Source organism: Holdemania filiformis, from assembly GCF_003459085.1.
Taxonomy (GTDB): Bacteria; Bacillota_I; Bacilli_A; order Erysipelotrichales; family Erysipelotrichaceae; genus Holdemania; species Holdemania filiformis.
This window is the reverse complement of sequence record NZ_QRUP01000003.1, coordinates 71,358-83,160: the sequence shown is the minus strand read 5'-3', so window position 1 is coordinate 83,160 and position 11,803 is coordinate 71,358. Positions and strand designations below refer to the sequence as shown.

Sequence of the window (11,803 nt, the reverse complement as noted above, 5' to 3'; positions counted from 1 at the left end):
GGATTTTCTTGTTAAAAAGGATTGCAGCGGAGTTCCGCTTCATTCAGTGAGAAACGCTGCGAATTCGATGTTACTTGGCGGACAGGGCGATGAATTCGTCGATCATGGTTTCCACAATCGCCAGGGAATCGCGCCAGAAATCCGGCAGGGTGATGTCGATGCCTGCCATCGCCGCCACGTCCTCGACGCTGCTGACGGTCGTCGCTTCCAACAGGCGGTTGTACTTATCGACAAAGGCCGGGCCTTCCTTCTGATACTGCGCGTACAGACCCTTGGCAAACAGGCAGCCGAAGGCGTATGGGAAATTGTAGAAGTTTAAGCCGGCGTCGTAATAGTGACTCTTGCAGATCCACATATACGGATGCAGCTGGTTGTGATCGAGACCCGTGCCGTAGGCTTTCTTCTGCGCCCGCAGCATGATGTCTTCCAGATCGTCGCTGAACAGGAAGCCGTCTTTGCGCTTTTCCACGACCTCGGTTTCGAACAGATAGCGGGAGTAGATATCACAGATGACCTGCGTAACGTCCTGCAGCGTGCTTTCGATCAACATCATCTTTTCCTCGTCGCTGGCGGCGTCGCGGATCGCGGCGTTCATGATGACCGTTTCGTTAAAGGTTGAGGCGGTTTCCGCAACCGGCATCGAATAGCGGGTGTTCAGCGGACTGTGGTTTTCAATCCGGTGGCCGTGATAGGCGTGGCCCAGCTCGTGCGCTAAGGTGACGACGTCGCTGAGCGAACCGTCAAAGTTGGTCAGCACGCGGCTCTGCTTCAGCATCGGCAGGTTGCAGCAGAAAGCACCGCCGACCTTGCCCTTGCGCGGGAAGAAATCGATCCATTCCTCGTCGAAGGCACGCTCGATGATCCCGGCGACGTCCTTGGAGAACGGCGTGAAGTTCTGGATCAGATAGGCTTTCGCTTCATCGGTAGTGAAAGTGCGGGTGCTCTTGCCCATCAAAGCGAACAGTTCGTAAAACGGCAGGCCGTCGGTATAGCCGAGCAGCTCCGCTTTGTGACGCAGATAAGCGTGGAAGCGCGGCAGCGCTTCGTCAATCGCCGTGAACATTGCGTCCAGCGTTTCTTTCCGCATGCGGGAATTGAACAGCGTCATGTCCAGGACGGAATCGAAGTGACGCAGCTCGCTGACGGTGTTCGCTTCGCCCTTGATCGAATTCAGCGCGAAGCAGACGGCGTCCTTGATTTTATCATAGGCTTTTAATTCCGCTTCATAGGCTTTTTTACGAACGGTTGGATCGGTGCTGTAAGCGAGGTTGCGGATCGAGGATAACGTATAATCCTGACCGTCCATCGTGACGGCGACCGTCGAGGTCATGTATTCCTGTAGCTGTGCCCAGGCGTTGGAACCGTTCAGCTCCATCTTTCCGATCGCGTCCTCGACCTCGTCGCTTAACGTATGCGCGGCATGGCTGCGGATTTCCTGCAGCCAGAAGGCATGCTGCTGAAACAGCGGGTCGCCGGGGATCAGCGCGTCCAGATCCTGCGCCGCGATCCATTTCTGGAAGCGGGTTGAAGCCAGCGCCGACTGGCTGGTCTTGATCTGAAAGCGGGAATTCATGGAAACGGTTTGCTGATCGGCGGTGTTGGCGGACTGGCGCAGCGAGAGATATGCGCCCAGCCGGCGGGTCAGCGTCTGGTAGGCGGACAGCTGTTCAATGATTGCTTTCAGCGTCGAGTGCGGATCGCGCTGACCGAGGCTTTCCGCCAGCGCGTTCATCGCGTTGATGTGGGTGTCTAAGGCGGCGAAATCCTGTTGGAAGGCTTCGCTGTCGTAGCCGGTGTAGAGATCGTTCAAATTCCATTCTTTCATCCGTTAATCCTCCTGTTTTTTCTGATGTCCTACAATTCCGAGCAAGACGATCGCCAGGAACATGCCGGCGGCCATGCCCGCGCTGTCGATCAGCATATCCCGCAGCTCGCAGCTGCGGCCGGCGGAAAACCGCTGCAGATTCTCATCCAGAACCGGGATGATGAAAAACGGCAGCAGCGCCGCTTTGCTTTTCATCCACGACCAGGGCTGAAGCCGGTAGGCGGCGGCGATCAGGCAGCCCAACAAAGCATATTCGCTGAAGTGCGCCAGCTTGCGGATCACGAAGTTTAAAAAATCCGTTTCCGGATGCAGGCCGACGGTATTCAATACCGGGCGGATCCATTCGCTGACCGTCAGGCTCATGCCGTTGGACGTGCCGGCGGAAGCAGCGGAATTGGAAAAAATAAAAATCACCATCAAAGCGACAAGCAGCCAACAACTTTTCTTTTTCATCCTCTGCTCCTTTCTGACTTCCTGTATTATAAACCAAGTTTTCCGGTAAAGAAAGAACCATGATATAATGAAATGGCAATGAAGGAGGAATCGCTTTTGGAAATGAAGAAAATGGTCCGGGACCTGCCCTGGGTTCTGATCGGCAATTTTATGCTCGCGCTGGCCGTCGCGATGTTTATCTTACCTTATAATATTCTTTCAGGCGGCGTCGCCGGAATCGCGGTCGCGCTGCAGCCGGTATTTCATATTGAACCGACGCTGATGGTCAATGCTCTGGTGCTGGGCATGTTCGTGCTGGGCACCTTGTTTCTGGGGAAAAGCTTTGCCGTCAAGACGGTGATCAGTTCGCTGGTGTATCCGGTCTATCTGACGATCATCACGCCGTTTGTCCCGCTGCTGCAGCTGGATCCGATCCTGGCGTCGCTTTACGGCGGACTGCTGGCGGGCGTCGGCATCGGGCTGGTGCTGCGGACAGGCGCGAGTACCGGAGGGATGGACATTCCGCCGTTAATTGTCAACAAATATACCGGGATTAAGATTTCAACGCTGGTGTTGATCACCGACGCGCTGACGGTCGGACTGGGCTTGTTCACCTACGGTCTGGAAGCGGTGCTGATCGGTTTTATCTCCGTCTGGGGCACTTCGTTTGGGATTGACAAGATGCTGACGCTGGGCGGCGGCAACGCGAAGGCTGTGCAAATCATTTCGGAGGCGCACGTGCAGATCAACGCTGCGATCCAGTCGGAGCTGGACCGGGGAACGACGCTGAGCGATGCGACGGGCGGTTATACCGGCGCGCCCCGCAAGGTGATTCTGGTCGTTGTGGAAAAGAAGGAATATCCGAAGCTGCTGGAGCTGGTCAATCGGATCGACGAAAACGCCTTTATGATCACCAGCGATGCGACCGACGTGCATGGGGAAGGGTTCACGCTGGAATTCAAGGTCTAGGAAAGCGCTGAAAGCTCAGGCGCAAGCTGGTTCTGGGATTGCCGGATCGCCTGAAAGGAACACGTATCGGAATCACGAAAGTCTGGCTAGAAAAGAAAAAGAAAACAAGCGGCGCAGAAAGGAAAATGCGCCGTTTTTGCGTTCTTGTGGATTCCACTTGACTTTCTTTCCGGTATAAGCAACCCCGGCTTAACCGGACAATGTGCGTGCCTGGAATAAAGTCTTATTGAACCGCGGTTAAAATGTAAGAAATCCAAAACATTTTTATTCTATATGGAAAGATTAACCCATGATATAATAAGAACAAATGAGGTGCGGAAAATGCTGGAATTAAAACATATCGCAAAAACATATAAGAATGGTGTAAACGCCCTTTACAATATAAACTTGAAGATTGATCAGGGGGAATTTGTCTACATTATCGGACCGACCGGCTCGGGCAAATCGACGTTGATCAAGCTGCTGGACGGCGAGGAAATCCCGACCAAAGGCAAGGTTGAGGTAGCGGGGATTAACGTCGGAAAGCTGAAGCATTCCAAAGTGCCGCTGTACCGCCGCAATATCGGTGTCGTGTTTCAGGACTTCCGCTTGCTGGAGCGGAAAACGGTCTTTGAGAACATCGCGTTTGCGCTGGAGGTCATCAACGTGCCGAAGGAGAAAATCCGCAAGCGGGTGCGCGAGGTCATGAATTTAGTCGGCCTGGACGATAAGGGCAACTCGTTTCCGCAGGAACTCTCCGGCGGGCAGCAGCAGCGGGTGGCGATCGCCCGCGCGATTGCGAACAAACCGAAACTGCTGATCGCGGACGAACCGACCGGCAATCTCGATCCGCAGAAGTCGGATGAGATCATGTCGTTATTGGAAAAGATCAACCGTGAGGAAAAAACGACAGTGCTGATGGTCACGCACGACATCACGCTGGTGAACAAACACCGCAAACGCACGATCGCCCTGGAAGCGGGGCATATCGTCGCGGACATGAACGAGGGAGGGTATATCAAACATGATTAGACGATTCTTCCGGCATATCCGCGAGGGCTTTTATGGTGTGGGCCGGCACGCGGCGATGTCGGTGTCGAGCGCCTCGGCGGTGACGATCACGTTGCTGATTATCTCGATTTTTATGATTGTGACAGGCAACATGCAGGAGGTTACCCAAAACATCGAAGGCTCGGTGAAGATCTCGGCGTTTGTGGCCTATGACCATGAGGAACAAGCACAGCTGGACATGATTCAGGCGTCGATCAAGAATCTGGAACATGTGGTCAGCGTGGAATATTCAAGCAAGGATCAGGAATTCGATGAGCTGATGGAAACGTATGAGGATGAAAGCGCCAGAGAAGCGCTGGAAACGTATCGGGAGGATAATCCGCTGCACGACGCGTTCTATGTGGAAGTCAACGACGGGGACGCGTTAAAGGACACGGCGGAAAAGATTCAGGCGATCGAAGGGATTGAAACGGTGAACTACGGCGGGGACAGCGCGCTGATGTTTGTCCGAACGCTGAATTCCGTGCGGCTTGGCGGGGCGATCCTGGTGGCGGGCTTGAGCGCGCTGGCGATCTTCCTCATTGCGAATACGATCAAGCTGACGATTTACGCACGAAGCAATGAGATTGCGATCATGCGGGACGTGGGCGCGACGAACGGCTTTATCCGGGCGCCGTTTGTGGTGGAAGGGATGATCATCGGAGCGCTGGGCGCGATCATTCCGATTCTGTTTACGATCTTTGGCTATATCTTTATTTATGACAAGCTGGGCGGGGTGTTGTTCTCGGAGATGTTCAAGATGACGCCGCCGCATCCGTTTGTATTGCAGCTGTCGCTGATCTTATTAGGGATCGGCATGGTTGTCGGGTTGATCGGCAGCTTCATGTCGGTGACGAAATATCTGAGGTGGAAACGATGAAAAAAGTAGGACTGATTCTATTAAGCGTCTTGTTGTTAACGGGCATGGTGTTGCCCGTCATGGCAGACGATGACGAGGACGTCTATTATTTGACGATGTGCTCCGGTTCCGGTTTATCCGAAGAACAGAAAAACGAATGTAAGGAATATGCTTCCCGGCGCAACAGTGAACTGGCGCAGCAGCTCAGCGACATCAAGGCCAAACGCCAGGAAATTGAGAAGGATCTGGCGAAGATCGGTCAGGAGATCCGCGGCTACGACGCGCAGATCGCCCAGCTGACGGCGCAGATCAGCGAGCTGGAAGCGCAGATCAGTGAAAAGGAAGCGTTGATCGCTCAGCTGGAAATTCAGATCCAGCAGAAGGAAGATGAGATCGCGGCGCTGCGGGAAAAGGTGGAACAGCGCTTGGTCCGTTCCCAGCAGACGATGCACACAAATCAGTTTCTGGACTTTTTAATGGGAGCGGAGGATTTTGCTTCACTCCTGCGTCGGATTCAGGGCGTTAACGATATCATGAATTATGATAAGAAGTCGCTGGAGGAATTGAAAGCGCTGATGGATGCGCTGGAAGCGGATAAAGCGCAGCTGGCCGAGGAAAAAGCGGGACTTGAAACAAGCAAGACGGAAGTTGAAGCGAAGAAAGCGGAGGTCACGCAGCTGCGTGTCGTCGCAAAGATCGCGCAGGAGGCGGCGGAAAAGCAGGCGGCGGATCTGGAAGCGCTGGGCAATCAGATCACAGCGAATTTGTCCGCGTTTAAGAGTCTTCTGTCGTCGATCGACTTCAGCGGGATCGACAGCTCAACCGGTTTCACTAAACCTAACGGCGGTTATCTGAATAACGGCACGTGGTATTACAGCAGCGGCGGTGTCCATCTGGGGATGGATATCATGGCCGGAATCGGCACGCCGATCGCCGCGGCCGGCAACGGCGTCATTCTCAACAGCGCCGACGGCTGCGCAAATAACGGATATCTCGGCAATACCTGCGGCGGCAGCGGCGGAAGCCGGGGCGGCGGGAATCAGGTGTATCTGTTAACCAACATCAACGGTACGACCTACGCGGTCAAGTATCTGCATATGAGTCCCGGTTCTCCGATAGCGACCGGCTCGGTGGTGAGTGCCGGCGATCAGATCGGCACGGTCGGCCAGTCCGGCAACACGAGCGCGCCGCACACGCATATCGAAGTGTTCAAGCTCGGCACGATGTCGATTGAAAGCTATGCCAACAGCTGGAACGGTGATCTGGCCTTCGGGGCCGGCTGGGGCTCCGGCGCGTTAAGCAATACCTGTGATAAGCGCGGCGCACCGTGCCGCGTGAAGCCAGAAACGGCGTTCGGCTATTGATGGATAGCGGTTTAGTTTCGGCGCTTCGTGCTTTAAAAAGGAAAAGAGATTCTCAGCTGCGCTGGATCTGAGAATAAAACAAGGTGAATGACGATCGGGTGAACCCGTGCCGTTCACCTTTTTGAATACTTTCAGCCCATGGACTTGCCTGTTATGGACATGAAGCAAATGCCCCGCGTTAAAAAACGAGCTGCCCGAAGTGATATATTCTAATCGTTGAAATAACCAAAAACACATAAAAGCGGGAATTCAGCGGTCGAATGTGCGGCAAAGATTGTAAGAAATAACCCAATATTTTCATCATGTCCGAAATTGATTCTATGTTATAATACTAGCGATTGGATGTGAAAAGATGCTGGATTTAAAACATGTATCAAAAACATATAAGAACGGAGTCAACGCTCTGTATGACGTCAATCTTAAGATTGATCAGGGCGAATTCGTGTATATTATCGGTCCGACCGGCTCAGGCAAATCGACGTTGATCAAGCTGCTGGACGGCGAGGAAATCCCGACCAAAGGCAAGGTTGAGGTCACCGGCATTAACGTCGGAAAGCTGAAGCACTCCAAAGTGCCGCTGTACCGCCGCAATATCGGCGTCGTGTTTCAGGATTTCCGCTTGCTGGAGCGGAAGACGGTGTTTGAGAACATCGCGTTTGCGCTGGAGGTCATCAATGTGCCGAAGGAGAAAATCCGCAAGCGGGTGCGCGAGGTCATGAATTTAGTCGGTCTGGACGACAAGGGCAATTCGTTTCCGCAGGAACTCTCCGGCGGGCAGCAGCAGCGGGTGGCGATCGCCCGCGCGATTGCGAACAAACCGAAGATCCTGATCGCAGACGAACCGACCGGCAATCTCGATCCGCAGAAGTCGGATGAGATTATGTCATTATTGGAAAAGATCAACCGCGAGGAAAAAACGACAGTGCTGATGGTCACGCACGACATCACGCTGGTCAACAAGCACCGCAAACGTACGATCGCTCTGGAAGCCGGGCATATCGTCGCGGACATGAACGAGGGAGGGTATATCAAACATGATTAGACGATTCTTCCGGCATATCCGCGAGGGTTTTTATGGTGTGGGCCGGCATGCGGCAATGTCGGTGTCAAGCGCCTCGGCGGTGACGATCACGCTGCTGATTATCTCGATCTTTATGATTGTGACAGGCAATATGCAGGAGGTCACCCAAAACATTGAAGGCTCGGTGAAGATTTCGGCGTTTGTGGCCTATGACCATGAGGAACAATCACAGCTGGACATGATTCAGGCGACGATCAAGAATCTGGAACATGTGGTCAGCGTGGAATATTCAAGTAAGGATCAGGAATTCGACGAGCTGATGGAAACGTATGAGGATGAAAGCGCCAGAGAAGCGCTGGAAACGTACCGGGAGGATAATCCGCTGCACGACGCGTTCTATGTGGAAGTGAACGACGGGGACGCGTTAAAGGACACGGCGGAAAAGATTCAGGCGATCGAAGGGATTGAAACGGTGAACTACGGCGGGGACAGCGCGCTGATGTTTGTTCAAGCGCTGAACTCCGTGCGGTTTGGCGGGGCGATTCTGGTGGCGGGCTTAAGCGCGCTGGCGATTTTCCTCATTGCGAACACGATCAAGCTGACAATTTACGCACGAAGCAATGAGATTGCGATCATGCGGGACGTGGGTGCTACGAACGGTTTTATCCGGGCGCCGTTTGTGGTGGAAGGAATGATCATCGGAGCGCTGGGCGCGATCATTCCGATTCTGTTTACGATCTTTGGCTATATCTTTATTTATGACAAGCTGGGCGGGGTGTTGTTCTCGGAGATGTTCAAGATGACGCCGCCGCATCCGTTTGTATTGCAGCTGTCGCTGATCTTATTAGGGATCGGCATGGTTGTCGGGTTGATCGGCAGCTTCATGTCGGTGACGAAATATCTGAGGTGGAAACGATGAAAAAAGTAGGACTGATTCTATTAAGCGTCCTGTTGTTAACGGGCATGGTGTTGCCCGTCATGGCAGATGATGACGAGGATGTTTATTATCTGACGATGTGTTCCGGTTCTAATCTGACCGATGAACAGAAGACGGAATGTCAGAATTATGCGGCCAAGCGCAACAGCGAGCTGCAGAATGAATTGAATGAAATTAAAAAGAAGCGGAAGGAAATTGAAGCGGATCTGGCGAAGGTCGGTCAGGAAATCAAGGATTATGATTCACAGATTTCCTCGCTGCAGGGACAGATCAACACGCTGAACGCGCAGATCACTGAGAAGGAAAATTCGATTGCGGCGCTGGAGGAACAGATTCTCCAAAAAGAAAACGAGATCAACGCGCTGCGGGAAAAGGTGGAACAGCGTTTAGTTCGCTCCCAACAGACGATGCACACGAATCAGTTTCTGGACTTCTTAATGGGGGCAGAGGATTTCGCTTCACTGCTGCGCCGGATTCAGGGCGTCAACGATATCATGAATTATGATAAGAAATCGCTGGAAGACTTGAAGACATTGATGGATCAGCTGAATGCCGATAAGGAACAGCTGAACGTGGAAAAAGAAGAACTGGAAGTCACGAAGACGGACGTTGAAAGCAAGAAACGCCAGGTTGTCAGCTTAAAGGCGACGGCCGAGCTGGCGCAGAAGGCATATGAAGAGCAGGCGGCTGAGCTGGAGGCTGAGGGAAATCAGATTTCCGGCAGCCTGAATGAATTGAAAGGGATGATCAAGTCACTGGGACTGGATTCGATCGTAACCTCCAGCGGCTTCACCCGTCCGACCAACAGCGGCCGGCTGTCCGCGGGAACCTGGCATTACGGCCTGAATGTCAACGGCGGCGTTCATCTGGGCATGGATATCGCCGCTGGGGTCGGCACGCCGATCTTTGCGGCGGGCAACGGCGTGGTGCTGGCTAGCGCTGACGGCTGTTCCAACGACGGCTACATCGGCAACTCCTGCGGCGAAGCCCAGGGCGGCAGCCGCGGCGGCGGAAATCAGGTGTACCTGTTGACGAGCATTAACGACGTCACCTATGCGGTGAAGTATCTGCATATGACTCCGGGGACGCCGTTAAAAACCGGAACGGTCGTCAATGCCGGCGATCAGATCGGCGCGATCGGCAAGTCCGGCAACGTCACTGGCGCGCATGTGCATATCGAGGTGTTTAAGCTCGGTACGATGTCGCTGGAAAGCTATGCCAGCAGCTGGAGCGGCGATTTAGCCTTCGGCGCCGGCTGGGGCGCGGCCGGATTGAACCGGCTGTGCGCGAACGTCGGCGCGCCGTGCCGGGTTAAACCGGAAACGGTCTTCGGATATTAAATCCGGATCTGAAATGCGGAAGAACTAAGCTTTCGTTCACTTACTCATGAAAATTGAAATTTCCTGCTTTCCAGGAAGAATAAAACACCCGGGAGGGATGGCTGAAACGATGTTCAGCCACTGTCCTCGGGTGTTTTTCTTTGTTAGGAAAGTGCAGCTCAAAGGAATTAAAAAAAGCTTGAGCATCTCGTGGCGCTTAAGCGCTTCAAAGCAAAGCCTGTCGGACTTCAAAAAAGGTTAAAAAGTCAAAAATAGGATTGGATTATGGAAACAGGGATCTTTGCGTTATGCTTTCATTTTGCGCCAATGACTTTAACGGTTCATCGCAGTGTTTCTTCCTTAAGAACCCGGTTAAGGATCAGTTCGGTAAGTTTTCGTTTATGAAAAGGTTCAGCGGAATCGCCAAGGTAGATTTCACTGTGGCAATGATGAGAAGCAGTCCAGGTTTTTCCACACTCTTTTGGTCCTTCGATACAAACTGCGCCGATCATTCTGATAGATTTTATAAATCCATTCAGAGAGTTTAATTGTTTTTAATCAGAGCGATTTTACGAGTTCAATCAGAGAGATTAGTCATTTTCAATCAGAGAGATTTCAGAGAATCAATCAGAGAGATTTCAAATGACTTCAAAGCATTTCATAAGGTTGAACCTCAATACTGTAAATTAGGAAGCATCAAAGAAAGGATTTACAGTTAATGATCGGTAACAGTCGTTCAGGTTTTCAATAGAAATTACGGATGATATTGTCACTGAACACTTGTCCCTGTGAAGCGAGGATGATCCGACCACGTTCTTCCCGGCTTTGAATTTCAGAAAATTCATCTTTCTATTTCTTACGATTCGCAAAAAAAGCAGGAAAACATTGATCTCCATCGGGACAGATCGGATAATAAAGTTAGAAAACAGGAGGTAGTTCAGAATGGCAGACGACTACAAAAAAGTTCAGGAAGAATATGAAAAAATGATGGAAGCGATGTTTTCCGGTAAATCCAGCGAGGAAGTCGCCGCTTCAATTCTACAGCAGCAGGAAGCGATGATGCAGCACATGGACATGGATCAGGTCATGAAGGAAGCGATGGGTGCGGCCGCGGCGATGATGAATCAGACGGAAAGCCAGATCCAGGCTCAGACGGAAGCGATGATCCAGAATTTGAGCGCATCCATGGCCGGCGGGGAAAATCCGCTGGCCGGGCTGACGGATTCCATGGGCGATTTTGCGGATTTGTTCGGCGGTGATCCGGAGGAGCTCACGCGAATGTTCCTGGGCGGCGACGACCCGGAATATGATCTGGAATCGATCAATGAGAAGATCCAGAGTCTGCGGGTTCTGGAAAAAGAACCAGGCGTAACACTTTCACGCAGCCATGAAACCTTCCGCACGTTTGAAATCTTGCTTACCGCCTACATGAGCTTGAAAAACGCCCATGAAATGGACGGCTTGGCGATGGAAGAGGATCCGGAGTTTATCGATCAGATCAAGGATATGCTTGAAAGCAGCTGGGGGATTACCAATCCGGCGGAGCTGACGGAGAAGCTGCGCGAGCTGACGACAGCCGGGCATCAGGCGAAATATTCGCGTTATCAGGCCGTTGCGAATCCGCAGGAACTGATGGACGATCCCGAGGATGAGGACGAACTGGAATCCGTGCTGCCGTGCTGGAAGCTGGCGCAGTATTTCAAGGACAAGCTGCCGGAAAATTATATTCTCGGCTGGGATTACGGCCGGGCGGCGACGGTTGTCCGCTGGGGCTATACGGTCGGTTACATCAACGAGGAGGACAGCTGGGCCTGGCTGGATCAGATCGCTGAGAAAATGATCGGTGTCTTTGATTCCTGGACGGAGTTCGGTTTGTCGTATGTCTTCGGTTCGTTGTTCTGGATCGCGGCGTTTGACGGCGAGGAAGGGATCAGCGAGCGCTTTGAGGAAGGCATTGAGCTCTTGACGGAGCTGCTGGATGAAGACGAAGACGGTCAGCCGGGCGTCTGGGCGCAGTGCGCCTGGATCAGTGAGCTGACGGATTAATT

Annotated in this window: 10 protein-coding genes; 8 read left to right on the top strand and 2 right to left on the bottom strand. The window is 52.7% G+C overall.

The annotated features are described in order from the left end of the window. Positions 1-70 precede the first annotated feature (70 nt). Together DWY25_RS03710 and DWY25_RS03705 are read right to left on the bottom strand one after the other, a co-directional pair. Positions 71-1,825 carry a M3 family oligoendopeptidase gene (locus tag DWY25_RS03710; protein WP_117893827.1) on the bottom strand — a complete coding sequence of 585 codons (1,755 nt, stop codon included), beginning with the start codon at positions 1,823-1,825 and terminating at the stop codon, positions 71-73. A 3-nt stretch (positions 1,826-1,828) separates the two neighbouring features. Further along, the gene (locus DWY25_RS03705) at positions 1,829-2,278 is read right to left on the bottom strand and encodes a VanZ family protein (RefSeq protein WP_117893824.1); all 450 of its coding nucleotides are present in this window, start codon (positions 2,276-2,278) and stop codon (positions 1,829-1,831) included. A gap of 102 nt (positions 2,279-2,380) precedes the next feature. On the opposite strand from DWY25_RS03705, the gene DWY25_RS03700 reads away from it, so the two are divergent. The 8 genes from DWY25_RS03700 to DWY25_RS03665 all read left to right on the top strand — a co-directional run bounded on the left by DWY25_RS03700 (position 2,381) and on the right by DWY25_RS03665 (position 11,801). Continuing rightward, entirely contained in the window at positions 2,381-3,226 is an 846-nt protein-coding gene (locus DWY25_RS03700) for a YitT family protein (RefSeq protein ID WP_244925927.1), read from the top strand. A gap of 321 nt (positions 3,227-3,547) precedes the next feature. After that, entirely contained in the window at positions 3,548-4,237 is a 690-nt protein-coding gene (ftsE, locus tag DWY25_RS03695) for a cell division ATP-binding protein FtsE (protein WP_117893818.1), read from the top strand. Beyond that, positions 4,230-5,135, top strand: coding sequence for a permease-like cell division protein FtsX (gene ftsX / locus DWY25_RS03690; RefSeq protein ID WP_117893815.1), 906 nt, complete (start codon positions 4,230-4,232; stop codon positions 5,133-5,135). The genes ftsE (DWY25_RS03695) and ftsX (DWY25_RS03690) overlap by 8 nt, the downstream gene beginning before the upstream one ends. After that, on the top strand, positions 5,132-6,478 hold the full coding sequence (locus tag DWY25_RS03685) for a murein hydrolase activator EnvC family protein (protein WP_117893812.1): 1,347 nt from the start codon (positions 5,132-5,134) through the stop codon (positions 6,476-6,478). Before ftsX (DWY25_RS03690) ends, DWY25_RS03685 begins: the two co-directional genes overlap by 4 nt. A 352-nt stretch (positions 6,479-6,830) precedes the next feature. Further along, complete coding sequence (gene ftsE / locus DWY25_RS03680) at positions 6,831-7,520, top strand: cell division ATP-binding protein FtsE (RefSeq protein ID WP_117893809.1); 690 nt, start codon at positions 6,831-6,833, stop codon at positions 7,518-7,520. Continuing rightward, positions 7,513-8,418 (top strand): permease-like cell division protein FtsX, encoded by a 906-nt coding sequence (ftsX, locus tag DWY25_RS03675; RefSeq protein WP_117893806.1) that lies wholly within the window; start codon positions 7,513-7,515, stop codon positions 8,416-8,418. The genes ftsE (DWY25_RS03680) and ftsX (DWY25_RS03675) overlap by 8 nt, the downstream gene beginning before the upstream one ends. Next, complete coding sequence (locus tag DWY25_RS03670) at positions 8,415-9,776, top strand: murein hydrolase activator EnvC family protein (RefSeq protein WP_117893803.1); 1,362 nt, start codon at positions 8,415-8,417, stop codon at positions 9,774-9,776. Before ftsX (DWY25_RS03675) ends, DWY25_RS03670 begins: the two co-directional genes overlap by 4 nt. 921 nt (positions 9,777-10,697) lie before the next feature. Continuing rightward, positions 10,698-11,801, top strand: a complete 1,104-nt coding sequence (locus DWY25_RS03665) for a DUF1266 domain-containing protein (protein ID WP_117893800.1) — start codon at positions 10,698-10,700, stop codon at positions 11,799-11,801. The last annotated feature ends 2 nt before the right edge of the window (positions 11,802-11,803 follow it).